The sequence below is a fragment of the Streptomyces sp. TLI_55 genome (assembly GCF_900206255.1).
Lineage (GTDB): Bacteria > Actinomycetota > Actinomycetes > Streptomycetales > Streptomycetaceae > Streptomyces > Streptomyces aquilus.
The window spans coordinates 4,626,258-4,641,504 of sequence record NZ_OAOJ01000001.1; the positions used below are offsets into that span (position 1 = coordinate 4,626,258).

15 protein-coding genes are annotated in these 15,247 nt (G+C 68.4%); 6 read left to right on the forward strand and 9 right to left on the reverse strand.

Annotated elements, in window-relative coordinates:
* The first annotated feature begins 66 nt into the window (after positions 1–66).
* From CRP56_RS21195 to trxA, 5 genes are all read left to right on the forward strand, one after another.
* The gene (locus CRP56_RS21195; RefSeq protein ID WP_097266255.1) at positions 67–1,785 is read left to right on the forward strand and encodes a protein kinase family protein; all 1,719 of its coding nucleotides are present in this window, start codon (positions 67–69) and stop codon (positions 1,783–1,785) included.
* A gap of 29 nt (positions 1,786–1,814) precedes the next feature.
* Positions 1,815–2,540, forward strand: coding sequence for an RNA polymerase sigma factor SigM (sigM, locus tag CRP56_RS21200; RefSeq protein ID WP_097266257.1), 726 nt, complete (start codon positions 1,815–1,817; stop codon positions 2,538–2,540).
* A complete protein-coding gene (locus tag CRP56_RS21205; RefSeq protein WP_097266259.1) occupies positions 2,537–3,448 on the forward strand; it encodes an anti-sigma factor family protein in 912 nt (303 codons plus the stop codon). Before sigM ends, CRP56_RS21205 begins: the two co-directional genes overlap by 4 nt.
* Before the next feature lie 163 nt (positions 3,449–3,611).
* Positions 3,612–4,580 (forward strand): thioredoxin-disulfide reductase, encoded by a 969-nt coding sequence (trxB, locus tag CRP56_RS21210; RefSeq protein WP_059194370.1) that lies wholly within the window; start codon positions 3,612–3,614, stop codon positions 4,578–4,580.
* A 47-nt stretch (positions 4,581–4,627) separates the two neighbouring features.
* Positions 4,628–4,960 carry a thioredoxin gene (gene trxA, locus CRP56_RS21215; RefSeq protein WP_097266261.1) on the forward strand — a complete coding sequence of 111 codons (333 nt, stop codon included), beginning with the start codon at positions 4,628–4,630 and terminating at the stop codon, positions 4,958–4,960.
* A gap of 96 nt (positions 4,961–5,056) precedes the next feature.
* Here trxA and CRP56_RS21220 read toward each other — a convergent pair whose 3' ends face one another.
* The 9 genes from CRP56_RS21220 to rpmH all read right to left on the reverse strand — a co-directional run bounded on the left by CRP56_RS21220 (position 5,057) and on the right by rpmH (position 12,109).
* On the reverse strand, positions 5,057–5,674 hold the full coding sequence (locus CRP56_RS21220) for a GNAT family N-acetyltransferase (RefSeq protein WP_097266263.1): 618 nt from the start codon (positions 5,672–5,674) through the stop codon (positions 5,057–5,059).
* A 345-nt stretch (positions 5,675–6,019) separates the two neighbouring features.
* Positions 6,020–7,120, reverse strand: a complete 1,101-nt coding sequence (locus CRP56_RS21225) for a ParB/RepB/Spo0J family partition protein (protein ID WP_097266265.1) — start codon at positions 7,118–7,120, stop codon at positions 6,020–6,022.
* Positions 7,117–8,190 (reverse strand): AAA family ATPase, encoded by a 1,074-nt coding sequence (locus CRP56_RS21230; RefSeq protein WP_079083284.1) that lies wholly within the window; start codon positions 8,188–8,190, stop codon positions 7,117–7,119. The genes CRP56_RS21225 and CRP56_RS21230 overlap by 4 nt, the downstream gene beginning before the upstream one ends.
* Positions 8,191–8,530: 340 nt before the next feature.
* Positions 8,531–9,250 (reverse strand): 16S rRNA (guanine(527)-N(7))-methyltransferase RsmG, encoded by a 720-nt coding sequence (gene rsmG / locus CRP56_RS21235; protein ID WP_097266267.1) that lies wholly within the window; start codon positions 9,248–9,250, stop codon positions 8,531–8,533.
* A 127-nt stretch (positions 9,251–9,377) separates the two neighbouring features.
* Positions 9,378–9,890, reverse strand: coding sequence for a Jag family protein (locus CRP56_RS21240; RefSeq protein ID WP_067018228.1), 513 nt, complete (start codon positions 9,888–9,890; stop codon positions 9,378–9,380).
* Between the two features lie 15 nt (positions 9,891–9,905).
* Positions 9,906–11,201 carry a membrane protein insertase YidC gene (gene yidC, locus CRP56_RS21245; RefSeq protein ID WP_097266269.1) on the reverse strand — a complete coding sequence of 432 codons (1,296 nt, stop codon included), beginning with the start codon at positions 11,199–11,201 and terminating at the stop codon, positions 9,906–9,908.
* A 3-nt stretch (positions 11,202–11,204) separates the two neighbouring features.
* Positions 11,205–11,582 carry a membrane protein insertion efficiency factor YidD gene (yidD, locus tag CRP56_RS21250; protein WP_097266271.1) on the reverse strand — a complete coding sequence of 126 codons (378 nt, stop codon included), beginning with the start codon at positions 11,580–11,582 and terminating at the stop codon, positions 11,205–11,207.
* On the reverse strand, positions 11,579–11,950 hold the full coding sequence (gene rnpA, locus CRP56_RS21255) for a ribonuclease P protein component (protein ID WP_097266273.1): 372 nt from the start codon (positions 11,948–11,950) through the stop codon (positions 11,579–11,581). The genes yidD and rnpA overlap by 4 nt, the downstream gene beginning before the upstream one ends.
* A gap of 21 nt (positions 11,951–11,971) precedes the next feature.
* Positions 11,972–12,109, reverse strand: a complete 138-nt coding sequence (rpmH, locus tag CRP56_RS21260) for a 50S ribosomal protein L34 (protein WP_015659252.1) — start codon at positions 12,107–12,109, stop codon at positions 11,972–11,974.
* A gap of 377 nt (positions 12,110–12,486) precedes the next feature.
* Here rpmH and dnaA point away from each other — a divergent pair, with 377 nt between their 5' ends.
* On the forward strand, positions 12,487–14,544 hold the full coding sequence (gene dnaA, locus CRP56_RS21265) for a chromosomal replication initiator protein DnaA (RefSeq protein WP_097266275.1): 2,058 nt from the start codon (positions 12,487–12,489) through the stop codon (positions 14,542–14,544).
* The last annotated feature ends 703 nt before the right edge of the window (positions 14,545–15,247 follow it).

Genomic DNA, 15,247 nt, shown 5'->3' on the forward strand with positions numbered 1-15,247 from the left:
TTTCGGCGTCGGACGGCGCGCACGGATGTCGGTCGGCGCGCAACGAATGGGGAGGCAGGGACGACGGTGGCGGAACGGAGCACGGCTGCCGTCGACGTGGCAGACAACAGCGGCGACGAGTCGCTGACCGCACAGGCGGACCAGGCCACGGCCGACGGGGTGGCCACTAACCGGGAGCGGGACACGGACATCGACGAGGCACAGGGGAGTGGCGGGACCGAGGGTCCCGGGAAAGCCTCACCGCCCGAGCTGCATAGCGGTCACAAGCTCGCCAGACGCTACCGGCTCGAGGAGTGCGTCACCCGGCTGGACGGGTTCAGCAGCTGGCGTGCGGTCGACGAGAAGCTCCGTCGCGCCGTCGGTGTGCACATCCTGCCCGCGGACCACGCGCGAGCCCGCTCCGTGCTGGCCGCGGCCCGTTCGTCCGCGCTGCTCGGTGACCCGCGTTTCGTCCAGGTCCTGGACGCCGTCGAGGAGAACGACCTCGTCTACGTCGTCCACGAGTGGCTGCCCGACGCCACCGAGCTGACCGCCCTCCTGGCCCCCGGGCCGCTGGAGCCGCACGACGCCTACCAGATGGTCAGTCAGGTCGCCTCCGCCATGGCCGCCGCCCACCGCGAAGGGCTCGCGCATCTGCGCCTGAACCCGAACGCGGTCCTGCGGACCTCCAGCGGCCAGTGGCGCATCCGCGGCCTCGCCGTGAACGCCGCGCTGCGCGGCATCACCTCCGATACTCCGCAGCGCACGGACACCGAGGCCATCGGCGCCCTGCTGTACGCGGGCCTGACCCAGCGCTGGCCGTACGAGAACGACGCCTACGGTCTGTCCGGGCTGCCCAAGGACATCGGGCTCATCGCACCCGACCAGGTACGCGCGGGCGTCCACCGCGGCCTGTCCGAGCTGTCGATGCGCGCGCTCGTCAACGACGGAGCGACCGCCTCCCGCCACGAATCCGCGTGCACCACGCCGGAGGAGCTGGTGAAGGCGATCGGCGAGATGCCCCGCATCCGCCCGCCGGAGCCGGCCTTCACCGCCCCGCCGGAGTACCAGCGCACGACGTACCAGCAGGGCACGTACGGCCGCCCGGCGCCGCACCCCGGCGTCACGCAGCCGCTGCCGCCCCCTCCGCCGCCGCTGCAGAGCCGTACCGGCAAGGTGCTCAAGTGGGCCGTGTCGGCGCTGCTCATCGCCGCGCTGGGCCTCGGCAGTTGGCAGCTCGCCGACGCCCTGATGGAACAGAGCAACAAGTCCGACGACACCAACCAGACCCAGACGACGGACGACAACGACAAGAACGGCGACAAGACCAAGCCGGTCAAGACGCTCAGCATCGCCGGTGCGCAGGAGTACGTCGCCAGTGGTGACGCACAAGCTCCGAACGACGTGCAGCTGACCTACGACGGGAACAGCTCCACGTACTGGCGCACCAAGCGCTACAACGAGGGCCCGACGCTCGCCCCGTACAAGCCCGGCGTGGGCATCGTCTACGACCTCGGCTCGGCGCAGAAGATCTCGACCGCGTCGATAGGGCTCCGGTACGACGGCAACAACACGACCGTGAAGCTCTACGCCACCGACTCCCTGTCCCCCTCCACAGGGATCGACGGAATGACGGAGATCGGAACCGCCACCACGAGCGAGAAGTCCCTTACGGTGAAGGCGTCGAAGTCGGCCAAGACGCGGTACGTGCTGCTGTGGATCACGGCAGTGCCGTACGCCCCGACAGACGGCTACAGCGGGGCCGGCTACAAGCAGGCGATCACCGACGTGACGTTCAAGGGCTGAGCGCACCGCATCCCAGGGGAGGGGGTCCGATGGCAGATGGCACCGCATACGGCGACGCAAGCGATCAGGACCTCCTCGCCGCCCACGTGGACGGCGACCCCGACGCGTTCGGCGAGCTCGTAAGACGTCACCGTGACCGGCTCTGGGCCGTGGCCCTCCGCACGCTCGGCGACCGCGAGGAGGCCGCTGACGCCGTCCAGGACGCCCTGGTCTCCGCCTACCGCGCCGCACACACCTTCCGCGGCCAGTCGGCGGTCACGACGTGGCTGCACCGCATCACGGTGAACGCCTGCCTCGACCGCGCCCGCAAGGCTGCCTCCCGCAAGACCTCACCGGTCGACGACACAGAGCGCCTGGAACAGCTCCTGGAACCGCACGAATCCGCCTCGGCGCCGGCGGAGCGCAACGATCTGCACCGCCAGCTGCTGGAGGCCCTCGGCACGCTGCCGCACGACCAGCGGGCCGCTCTCGTCCTGGTGGACATGCAGGGCTATCCCGTCGCCGAGGCCGCCCGCATGCTCGACGTGCCGACCGGCACGGTGAAGAGCCGCTGTGCTCGCGGCCGGGCCAGACTCCTCCCCCTCCTCACTCATCTGCGGCCGGAAAGCACCGGTGACAGCAGAGAACCGGGCGGGGGACGGAACCGGGTGCACGGGACATCCGTCCCACCGGCAGCGGGATCCCCTGACCCGGGTCCCCATGAGACAGGTCCAGGCGATTCAGCTGCTGTGAAGGGCGGAGGTGGGCGAGCGTGACATCCACGACAGACACGGCCGGGCACCCGGACGTCGCGGAGCTCTCCGAGCTCACCGAGGGCCTGCTCACGCAGACCCGCAGCGCCGACGTACGACGACATCTGGACGAGTGCGAGCTCTGCGCCGACGTGCACGCCTCGCTGGAGGAGATCCGAGGCCTGCTCGGCTCGCTGCCGGGTCCGCCGCGCATGCCCGACGATGTCGCAGGCCGTATCGACGCCGCTCTCGCTGCCGAGGCTCTACTCAGCGCGACAGCTCCGGAGCCCGCCGATGCTCCCGGCTCCGATCATGCCGTCGATCTTGTAGCGACCCAGACCCACGCACTCGCCGGTACGCATGTTTCACGTGAAACATCGGTGTCCGCGGACCGTCCCGGCGGTCATGCCCGCGCCTCCAGCACCGGCCCCGGCCGCAAGGGCCGTTCCCGGGGCGGCCGACGCAGGATCGCCGTGCTGGGCACCGTATTCACGGTCGCCGCCTTCGGACTCGGTGCTGTGCTGCTGTCGTCCTTCAACGACGGTAAGCCGTCCGACCCGACCGCACAGGCCGACACCTTCTCCGGCCAAAAGGTCGAGACCCAGGTCTCCAAGCTTCTGGGCCAAGGTTCCGTTGCGGGTTCCCGGCCCCCTCGCAGTTTCGGGGCGAACACCGTGCCCGAGAACCACGTCAAGAACCAGCCCGTGCCGCAGGTCCCTTCGTGTGTGCTGAAAGGCATCGGCCGCGACGACACGGCTCTGGCCGCCAAGAAGGGCACCTACGACGATGTCCCGGCCTACCTCGTGGTGATGCCCAACACGAACGACAGCGACCGTGTCGACGCCTACGTGGTCGACGCCGGATGTGAGAAGGACCCGTCCTCCTCCGCGAAGGTTCTGCTGACGCACTCCTACGCGCGTTCCGCGCACTGACGCTTCGTCTCTCTCCGCCGTGGTATCCCGTACGGTGGCGCCTCTCCGTGTGCCCGGACACACCGGGAATGCGCGCCCCGTAGGATCCGTTGGGTGGGGTGAGAGTCCTGAGAGGGGCTCCCACCGGTCGTACTGACGCAGTCCAGAGACGAGGAACCAAGCCGTGAGCGACGTCCGTAACGTGATCATCATCGGCTCCGGGCCCGCCGGCTACACGGCGGCGCTCTACACCGCGCGCGCGTCGCTGAAGCCGCTGGTGTTCGAGGGCGCCGTCACCGCGGGTGGTGCGCTGATGAACACCACCGAGGTGGAGAACTTCCCGGGCTTCCAGGACGGCATCATGGGCCCCGAGCTCATGGACAACATGCGCGGCCAGGCGGAGCGCTTCGGCGCCGAGCTCGTCCCGGACGACATCGTCAGCGTCGACCTCACGGGTGAGATCAAGACCGTCACGGACACGGCGGGCACGGTCCATAAGGCGAAGGCCGTCATCGTCGCCACCGGCTCGCAGCACCGCAAGCTCGGCCTGCCGAACGAGGACGCGCTCTCCGGCCGCGGCGTCTCGTGGTGTGCCACCTGTGACGGCTTCTTCTTCAAGGACCAGGACATCGCCGTGATCGGTGGCGGTGACACCGCGATGGAGGAGGCCACCTTCCTCTCGCGCTTCGCCAAGTCCGTGACGATCGTCCACCGTCGCGACACCCTGCGTGCCTCCAAGGCCATGCAGGAGCGTGCCTTCGCCGACCCGAAGATCAAGTTCGTGTGGGACAGCGAGGTCGCCGAGATCCAGGGCGACCCGAAGCTGGCCGGCCTGAAGCTGCGCAACCTCAAGACCGGCGAACTGTCGGACCTGGCGGTGACCGGCCTGTTCATCGCGATCGGCCACGACCCGCGCACCGAGCTCTTCAAGGGCCAGCTCGACCTCGACGAGGAGGGCTACCTGAAGGTCGCCGCGCCCTCCACGCGGACGAACGTCACCGGGGTCTTCGCCGCCGGCGACGTGGTCGACCACACCTACCGCCAGGCGATCACCGCGGCCGGCACCGGCTGTTCCTCCGCTCTCGACGCCGAGCGCTACCTCGCCGCCCTGGCGGACGAGGAGCAGGCCGAGCCCGAGAAGACCTCTGTCTGATCCCCTCCCACCCACCACCCCACGCAACAAGAGTTAAGGAGCCCGCCGTGGCCGGCACCCTGAAGAACGTGACCGACGACTCCTTCGAGCAGGACGTCCTCAAGAGCGACAAGCCCGTCCTGGTGGACTTCTGGGCTGCCTGGTGCGGCCCGTGCCGCCAGATCGCTCCGTCCCTCGAGGCGATCGCCGCCGAGTACGGCGACAAGATCGAGATCGTGAAGCTCAACATCGACGAGAACCCGGGTACGGCCGCCAAGTACGGCGTCATGTCCATCCCGACCCTGAACGTCTACCAGCATGGCGAGGTCGCCAAGACCATCGTCGGCGCGAAGCCGAAGGCCGCTATCGTGCGCGACCTCGAGGACTTCATCGCCGAGTGACGCACTGAGCCATCGAGTCGATGGCACATGTTTCACGTGAAACACGACTGGGCCGACCCGAGAGGGTCGGCCCATCGTCGTCAGAGGAGCGGGTTGTCAGAGGGGACGCAGGGCGGGTTCCTTCTGAACCGCGCCCAGGAGCCGGTCCAGCGCCATCTCCACGTCTTCCTTCCAGGAGAGCGTCGTGCGCAGCTCCAGCCTCAGTCGCGGGTTCACGGGGTGCGGACGCACCGTCTTGAAGCCCACCGCCAGCAGATGGTCGGCGGGCAGCACACAGGCCGGTTCCTTCCAACGGGCGTCCCCGAAGGCCTCGATGGCCTTGAAGCCCCGTCGCAGCAGATCCTTGGCCACCGTCTGGACCATCACCCGGCCCAGCCCCTGCCCCTGGTAACCCGGCATGATGAACGCCGTCATCAGCTGCACCGCATCGGGCGAGACGGGGCTCGTGGGAAACGCAGTCGACCGCGGGACGTAGGCCGGAGGCGCGTACAGCACAAAGCCCACCGGCACGTCATCGACGTAGACGACCCGGCCGCACGATCCCCAGTCCAACAGGACGGCGGAGATCCAGGCTTCCTTCTCCAGGGCTGCCGTGCCCCCTCTTACCGCGGCTTCGCCGCTGACTGGGTCCAGCTCCCAGAAGACGCACGAGCGACAGCGCTGGGGAATGTCCTGAAGGTTGTCCAGCGTGAGCGGTACGAGCCGACGCCCCATGAAGGCTGTTCCTCGCTTCCCTCGCCCGCAGCATCGCGGGCGGCTGTCAGAGCGCTCCGCTCCCGGAGCAGACTGCCGACGAAGCCGCCGACCGCGCCCAGTCCCAGACCCGCGCTCACCAGTCCGCTGCGGTTCACCGTTCGCATGACACCTGCCTCCCCTGAGAGGTGCTGCCGGGTGGATGCGCCGTACCCGATCGCATCGTATCCACGATGCGATGGCATCGACACCGCATGAAAGCAAAGAGCGGGCCGTGTCCGGTCTCTGCCGAACTCAGCCCGCTCTGCCGTTGAACACGGCTTGCTCTCCCGGCCAGCCGACGCTGTCGCGCCACCGGCCGGGCGATCAGTCCTCCGTGTCCTCGGAGTCGCCGTCCAGAAGGCTCTTCTGAAGGACCGGCCCCTCGCCCGGGGCGAGCGTGCCGAGGATCCGCTCAAGGTCCTCCATGGAGGCGAACTCGACCGTGATCTTGCCCTTCTTCTGCCCCAGGTCGACCTTCACCCGCGTCTCGAAACGGTCCGAGAGCCGCCCCGCCAGATCGCTCAGCGCCGGGGAGACCCGAGTGCCGGCACGCGGCCCCTTGGCGCGCTGAGCCGTCTGCGGACGCGAGCCCATGAGGGTCACGATCTCCTCGACGGCACGCACCGAGAGCCCCTCGGCCACGATCCGGTGGGCGAGGCGGTCCTGCTCCTCCGAGTCCTCGACGGAGAGCAGCGCCCGTGCGTGCCCGGCGGAGAGAACCCCGGCGGCCACCCGACGCTGGACGGCCGGGGAGAGCTTCAGTAGACGCAGGGTGTTGGAGACCTGCGGGCGGGACCGGCCGATGCGGTCCGCCAACTGGTCGTGCGTGCAGTTGAAGTCCTTCAGGAGCTGGTCGTAGGCGGCTGCCTCTTCCAGCGGGTTCAGCTGCGCCCGGTGCAGGTTCTCCAGAAGGGCGTCCAGGAGGAGCTTGTCGTCCTCCGTCGCCCGGACGATCGCGGGGATCGCCTCCAGGCCCGCCTCCCGGCTGGCCCGCCAGCGCCGCTCGCCCATGATGAGCTCGTAGCGGGCAGGGCCCACCTGGCGTACGACGACCGGCTGGAGGAGGCCGACCTCCTTGATGGAGGTGACCAGTTCCTGCAGGGCGTCCTCGTCGAAGACCTCGCGCGGCTGGCGCGGGTTCGGCGTGATGGAGTCGAGGGGTAGCTCGGCGAAGTGGGCACCGACGGGAGACGCGAAGGTCTCCACGGCACCGTTCAGCGACGGCTCCTCCGTTTCATGTGAAACAGGCGGCAGCGTGGCCACCTTCGCCGCGGCCACTCCACGGTCGGTCGTCAGCACCGGGACAGCTGCCGGGGACGCGGAACCCGCGCCACCCATCGCGGCCGGAGTCGGTGTCTTCTCCGTCGGGGCAGCGGGGATCAGTGCGCCGAGACCACGGCCCAAACCCCTCCGTCGCTCGCTCACTGAATGCCCTCCACCATGCTCGGGTTGCTCTGGGCGCCGATGTGGGCCTGGGTCGGGTCATAGCTGACGCCCACGCCCTTCAGCGCGATTTCACGTGCCGCCTCAAGATAGGAGAGGGCACCGCTCGATCCAGGATCGTAAGTCAGCACCGTCTGCCCATAACTCGGTGCCTCCGAAATACGGACCGAGCGAGGAATGCTCGTCCGCAGCACCTCGTCACCGAAGTGGGTGCGCACCTCTTCCGCGACCTGGGACGCGAGCCGCGTCCGGCCGTCGTACATGGTGAGCAGGATCGTCGAGACATGCAGGGCGGGGTTGAGGTGCCCCCGCACCAGATCGACGTTGCGCAGCAGCTGACCAAGCCCCTCCAGCGCGTAGTACTCGCACTGGATCGGGATGAGGACCTCGGCTCCGGCGACCAGAGCGTTGACCGTCAGCAGGCCGAGCGACGGCGGGCAGTCGATGAGGATGTAGTCCAGGGGGTGCTCGTACGCCTGGATCGCGCGCTGGAGACGGCTCTCACGCGCCACCAGCGACACCAACTCGATCTCCGCACCGGCGAGATCGATGGTGGCGGGCGCACAGAAGAGCCCCTCGACATCCGGGACCGGCTGAACGACCTCGGCCAGCGGCTTGCTGTCGATCAACACGTCGTAGATGGACGGCACTTCGGCGTGATGGTCGATCCCCAGAGCCGTGGACGCGTTGCCCTGCGGGTCCAGATCGATCACAAGGACCCGGCCACCGTGCACAGCCAGCGAAGCAGCGAGGTTGACGGTTGTCGTCGTCTTGCCCACGCCGCCCTTCTGGTTGGCGACCACGATGACACGCGTCTGCTCAGGCCGCGGCAGGCCCTCGCCGGCGCGGCCTAGAGCCTCTACCGCCAGCTGGGCAGCTCGACCGATGGGAGTGTCGTCCATCGGGGGTGGTGTTTCACGTGAAACATCGTCCCCGATCGACTCGGTACGGGGACCGGGGACCGGATCGGTCATCGGTCCCGCGATGTTGGCGTCGGACCGCAAGGATTCACTCTCCTCGACTTCAGGCTCGCAATGAACAGAGCCTCCCATGTCTTCGGGGTCGTGAACCAGTGAGGCCTGGTGTTCTGTGGAGAAATCCACCTCTGTGGACAACTCCGTGCCCCCTGCGGGGGACGGAGTGTCATCAGGCCGACCTCCTCCAAGAGAACCTAGAGGCTTACGTTCGCGAGGTTCGGCCGCGGCGCGGCCGCGGCTGATGATGCCGTGCAGCAATGAGCGACGTTTCACGTGAAACACGATGCACAGCACTCAGAGCCGAAGAGTCGCGACACTCCGGCATGCGTAGGTTTGGCAGCTTGTGTGGAGTACGTCTCGTCGTCAGGACGGATCAGTGGCGAGGACGCGCAACCGATCCACGACGAGACCTCACCTATCCGCGACGGCGGCGCGCCCGTCCGGTACGGGCCGCCTTCGCCCGCTTGGCCGCAAAGCGCACCCCGCCGGGGCTCTCCCCGACCTCGACCCGGACGACCGTGGACAGAGGATCCACGACGCCCTCACCCACTTGCAGGACGGAGGTCTCCACGGCACCGAGCTTACTGAGTGCCGTGGACGCCGCCTTGAGCTCCTCCTCAGCGGTGTCGCCCTTGAGGGCGAGCATCTCGCCGTACGGGCGCAGCAGCGGAATGCCCCAGGTGGCCAGCCGGTCCAGCGGGGCCACGGCCCGTGCCGTCACCACGTGCACCGGCGGCAGCTTGCCCATGACTTCCTCGGCACGGCCCCGCATGACGGTCACATGGTCCAGGCCGAGCAGTTCCACGACCTCGGTCAGGAAGGTCGTGCGCCGCAGCAGGGGCTCCAGGAGCGTGATCTTCAGGTCGGGCCGGACCAGCGCCAGGGGAATGCCCGGGAGGCCGGCGCCCGAGCCGACGTCGCAGACGGTGACGCCCTCGGGGACCACCTCAGAGAGCACCGCGCAGTTCAACAGGTGCCGTTCCCACAGCCGGGGCACCTCACGCGGGCCGATCAGACCGCGCTGCACGCCCGCCTCAGCGAGCAGCTCCGCGTACCGGACCGCGTCCGCGTAGCGATCACCAAACACCGTGCGCGCCTGCTCGGGCGCAGGGGGAAGCTCCGCTGCCTCCGTCACGGGGACCGTCCTTCCGTACCGCGATGGGCGCTCACGGCGCCGATCACCACAACCACCAGAACTATCAGGCTGACAAAGTCCGGCCCCGTCTGCCGGGCAGACGGGGCCGGAGGAACCTACGGTCCGATCAGGCGGGCAGGACGACGACGAAGCGCTGCGGCTCCTCGCCCTCGGACTCGCTGCGCAGACCGGCGGACTTGACGGCGTCGTGGACGACCTTGCGCTCGAACGGCGTCATCGGCTTGAGCTTCACGGGCTCGCCGCTGCTCTTGACCTCGGCGGCGGCCTTGGCACCCAGCTCGGAGAGCTCGGCACGCTTCTTGGCCCGGTAACCCGCGATGTCCAGCATCAGACGGCTGCGGTCGCCGGTCTCCCGGTGCACGGCCAGACGCGTGAGCTCCTGGAGGGCCTCAAGCACCTCGCCGTCCCGGCCGACCAGCTTCTGCAGATCGCGGCCGCCGGCGTCGCTGATGATCGAGACAGCGGCGCGGTCGGCCTCGACGTCCATGTCGATGTCGCCGTCGAGATCAGCGATGTCCAGCAGACCCTCGAGGTAGTCCGCCGCGATCTCGCCCTCCTGCTCCAGGCGGGTCAGGGTGTCTGCACCCTCGGCAGCGGCGGAGGTGGTGCCTTCCGTCACGGGTTGGACTCCTTCTTACTTCTTGGACGGGGACTTGGGCCGCTGCGGACCCTTGCGCTGTCCGGACTGGGCCTTGCTGCGGGTACCGGCGCCGGGCTGCTGCTTCTGAGCGGCCTTCTTGGCGGGGGCGGGCTGGGCGTCTTCGGGCTCGTCGTCGGACTTGCTCAGCGAGGTGGGCTCACCGGCAGGCTTAGCCGTACCGGCGCCGACGGCGCCCGACTGCCGCTGCGACTTGCTCTGCCGCTTGGGCTGCTGACGCTTCGGAGTACCGGTGCCACCGGTGGTCGGCGTACCGTCCTCGGCCTGGGCTGCGGCCTGGCTCTCGCTCTTGATCACGGTGCCGTCGGTCTGGGCGGCGAGGCCCGCCTTGCTGAGGGCGTTGATGAACTTGCGCTCGAACTCGTTGCGGTCACGGCCCTTGGCGACGATCGCCTTGACGATGGTCTTCTCGCTGCGACGGCGGACCTTGCCGTGGTGCGTGACGTGGTTGGTCAGACGCTCCAGGTAGGCGGCCTGAGCCTTGGAACCCGGGGTCGGGTTGTTGCGGATGACGTACATCTGCTGGCCCATGGTCCACACGTTGGTGGTCAGCCAGTAGACGAGGACACCGACCGGGAAGTTGATGCCGAAGACGGCGAACATGACCGGGAAGACATACATCAGCATCTTCTGCTGCTGCATGAACGGCGTCTTCACCGTGGTGTCGACGTTCTTCGTCATCAGCTGGCGCTGGGTGAAGAACTGCGAGGCCGACATCATGACGATCATGACCGCGGTGACGATGCGGACCGTGGTCAGCGAGGCGTCGAGAGCGGAGACGTCGGCGGCGCTGTCGGTGAACTTCGCCGCCAGCGGAGCACCGAAGATATGCGCCTTCTGGGCGCTCGCCAGCAGGCTCTCGTTGATGACACCGATGGTGTCGTTGTTCGCGATCCCGTTGAGCACGTGGTACAGGGCGAAGAAGAACGGCGACTGCGCCAGGATGGGAAGGCACGAGGAGAGCGGGTTGGTACCCGTCTCCTTGTACAGCTTCATCATCTCTTCGGACTGGCGCTGCTTGTCGTTCTTGTAGCGCTCCTGGATCTTCTTCATCTCGGGCTGCAGCGTCTGCATGGCCCGAGTCGACTTGATCTGCTTCACGAAGAGCGGGATCAGGCAGATACGAATCAGGATCACCAGGGACACGATCGACAGGCCCCAGGCCCAGCCGGTGTCAGGGCCGAAGATGGCGCCGTACACCTTGTGGAACTGGACGATGACCCAGGAGACCGGTGTCGTGATGAAGCTGAACAGGCTGGCAATCGTGTCCACTAATCATGCTCCTTGGGCATGGGACGGAGTCTCTGCGGCCGGGCTCGAAGGAGGATTCTCTTCGGTGGTCGAAGAGGGATTCTCCTCGGTGGCCGTTTCGGCGGCGGAGTGCCCGCCCCTGCGTGTACGCCAGGCGTCACGCAGCATTTCGTGCCACCGCGGCCGCTTGCGGGGCGGGACATGGTCCACGCCTCCCAGCGACCACGGATTGCAGCGCAGGATGCGCCAGGCGGTGAGCGCCGTGCCCTTGATCGCACCGTGCCGGTCGATGGCCGTGTAGCCGTAGTGGGAGCACGACGGGTAGTACTTGCACACGGGCCCCAGCAGCGGACTGATCGTCCACTGGTACAGCTTGATCAGAGCCAGCAGCGGGTACTTCATCGCGCGCCCCCTCCCAGCAGCCGCTCGATGGCGGCATCCAGGTCTCGGGCCAGTTGTGCATGGTCGGCGTCACCCGCACCGGGCAGCGCTCGTACGACTACCAGGCTACCGGGGGGCAGCAGGTCGACCCTGTCGCGCATCAGATGGCGAAGCCTGCGCTTCACCTTGTTGCGCACCACCGCACCGCCCACAGCCTTGCTCACGACGAAACCCGCACGCGTCGGGGGAGCGCTCTCCCCAGGCGCGTGCGGGTTCGTTGCACCGCTACGAAGATGGACTACGAGGTGCGGGCGTCCTGCCCGGCGTCCTCGTCGTACCGCGGTCGCGAAGTCCTCGCGCCGCCTCAGCCGGTTCTCGGTGGGCAGCACGACGGCATGACCTGACCGGAATCAGGCGGACAGGCTGGCGCGACCCTTGGCACGGCGGTTCGCGAGAATCGCGCGACCGGCACGGGTACGCATCCGCAGGCGGAAGCCGTGGGTCTTGGCACGACGACGGTTGTTCGGCTGGAAGGTGCGCTTGCTCACTCGGGGGCTCCAGAAATCAAATCGGTGGTGGCGGGTGCCGTCCTGGCTGTCACCGTGCGCCCACGAGTAGCTCTCGCTTACGCCCGAGTGCACCGCTTCCCGATCACCTGACGCGATCTGTGCCCATCGGAGGCAGGCGGCAGCAGCCATCGACAACTCGACCTGGTTACGGTACGCGCGGCTACGCCATCCGGTCAAACCAGCCGCCTCCGGGAGACACTATCCACAGGCTGGGGACAACAACTTGAACCGCACCCGTCGCCCTGACTACCGTGGCTGAACTCCGATTCGTTCCTTTGTCCCCCCGCGCCCCGCGGTGTAGATCCCGACCCGTCCCACCATCACACGTTCGTGGGACCTGTGAGAGAGCGTGCCCTGTGGCTGACGTACCTGCCGATCTTGCCGCAGTGTGGCCACGAGTACTGGAGCAACTCCTCGGCGAAGGCCGCGGGCAGGGCGTGGAGGTCAAGGACGAGCACTGGATCCGCCGCTGCCAGCCCCTGGCGCTGGTCGCGGACACCGCCCTGCTCGCCGTACCGAACGAGTTCGCGAAGGGCGTCCTCGAAGGCCGCCTCGCCCCCATCGTCAGCGACACCCTGAGCCGCGAGTGCGGCCGCCCGATCCGTATCGCGATCACCGTCGACGACTCCGCCGGCGAGCCCCCGGCCCCGCCGGCCCCCCAGCCCGCACGCCCCCAGCAGCCGCGCTACGAGGAGCCCGAGCTCCCCTCCGGCCCGTACGACAACCAGTACGACAGCGGCAACCAGTACGAGGGCTACGGCCGCCACCGCGCGGACGACCGCCACCGGGGCGACGACCGGCACCGGGGCGACGACCGCCCGCCGGGCCGCCCCGACCAGCTCCCCGGCGGCCCCGGCGACCAGCTGCCCAGCGCCCGCCCCGCCTACCCGGGCGAGTACCAGCGCCCCGAGCCCGGCGCCTGGCCCCGGCCGCAGCAGGACGAGTACAGCTGGCAGCAGCCGCGGCTCGGCTTCCCGGAGCGGGACCCGTACGCGACCCCGCCCGCGCAGGAGCCGTACGGCCAGGACCCCTACCCCAAGGACTCCTACGCCTCGCCCTCGCAGGACTACCGCCCGCAGCCGATGGACCGCCCGCCCTACGACGGCCAGCGCCCCGACTACGACCAGCAGCGCGCGGACTACGACCAGCCCCGACGTGACGACTACGACCAGCCCGGCCCCAGGCGGGACGACTACGACCAGCCGGGACCGCGCCGGGACGACTACGACCAGCCCGGGCCCCGCCGTGACCTGTCCGAGCCGCCCTCCGGCGGCGGGCACGCACACCGCGGCGGGCCCGGCGGCTCGACCCTGCCCTCGGCCGGCGGCGCCCCCGGCCCGCTGGCCGCGAAGCCCGCGCCGGCGACCGGACCCGGTGAGCCCACCGCACGCCTGAACCCGAAGTACCTCTTCGACACGTTCGTCATCGGCGCCTCCAACCGCTTCGCGCACGCGGCCGCGGTGGCCGTCGCCGAGGCACCCGCCAAGGCGTACAACCCCCTCTTCATCTACGGGGAGTCGGGGCTCGGCAAGACGCACCTGCTGCACGCGATCGGGCACTACGCGCGGAGTCTGTATCCCGGCACGCGCGTGCGCTACGTGAGCTCGGAGGAGTTCACCAACGAGTTCATCAACTCCATCCGCGACGGCAAGGGCGACAGCTTCCGCAAGCGGTACCGCGAGATGGACATCCTGCTCGTCGACGACATCCAGTTCCTCGCGGACAAGGAGTCGACGCAGGAGGAGTTCTTCCACACGTTCAACACGCTCCACAACGCGAACAAGCAGATCGTGCTCTCCAGCGACCGGCCGCCCAAGCAGCTGGTGACGCTGGAGGACCGGCTGCGGAACCGTTTCGAGTGGGGTCTGATCACCGACGTCCAGCCGCCCGAGCTGGAGACGCGGATCGCGATCCTCCGCAAGAAGGCGGTCCAGGAGCAGCTCAACGCCCCGCCGGAGGTGCTGGAGTTCATCGCCTCCCGGATCTCGCGGAACATCCGCGAGCTGGAGGGCGCGCTGATCCGGGTGACGGCGTTCGCGTCGCTCAACCGGCAGCCGGTGGACCTGGGCCTGACCGAGATCGTCCTCAAGGACCTGATCCCCGGCGGCGAGGACTCGGCGCCCGAGATCACCTCGACGGCGATCATGGGCGCGACGGCTGACTACTTCGGCCTCACCGTCGAGGACCTGTGCGGCACCTCGCGCGGCCGCGCGCTGGTGACCGCCCGGCAGATCGCCATGTACCTGTGCCGCGAGCTGACGGACCTCTCGCTGCCGAAGATCGGCGCGCTGTTCGGCGGCCGCGACCACACGACCGTCATGCACGCGGACCGCAAGATCCGCAACCTGATGGCCGAGCGGCGCTCCATCTACAACCAGGTGACGGAGCTGACGAACCGCATCAAGAACGGCTGACACAGGCCGGCGCAGGCGTACGCACGGCGTTCAGGGCGCCCCGGGACATGGTCCCGGGGCGCCCTTCGTCATGGTCCCGGGCGCCCTTCGTCAGGCCGCCACGGCCCGGGACGCCGTCCGGGCCGTCACGTCCCCGTAGCCGCATGTTCGATTACCTGCCGGGTTACGGCCTCCCTCCACAGATTCGGCGACTTTCTGCCGTCCACATCCTGGGGACCGCCAAGTTGTCCAGATCACCGTCCACAGGGCGGCTGTTGAAAGGCCATCAGGCCAGGTCAAGTGGTTGTGGATTCGTGGATGAGCGATCTCCACAGACTGTGGACGACGAAAAGATCCACAGGCTGTGCATCAAGTTGTCCACCGGCAACCCACAGGCTGAGCCGAGTTGTCCCCAGCGATCCCCAGCTTCTCCACATGGCTGTCCACTGTTCGGCAACGCGACGCGGCTGCTCACCGTGTCGAGTGAAAGGCGTCACACGAAGGTGCCGGGTTGGGGTGTGGGAAACGTGGGTAAAGCTGGGGACGCAGCTGGGGAGAACTCGGCTCAGCCTGTGCACGGGGTGTGCAGAACTTTCTGTTCTCCACAGACACCCCGAGTTGTCCACCGTCTCCGCCCACAGGGCCCGTGGACAAAATTTCCGGTCTGACCTGCGAAAACGCAGTTATCCACGGTATCCACAGCCCCTACTACTACTCCCAACTA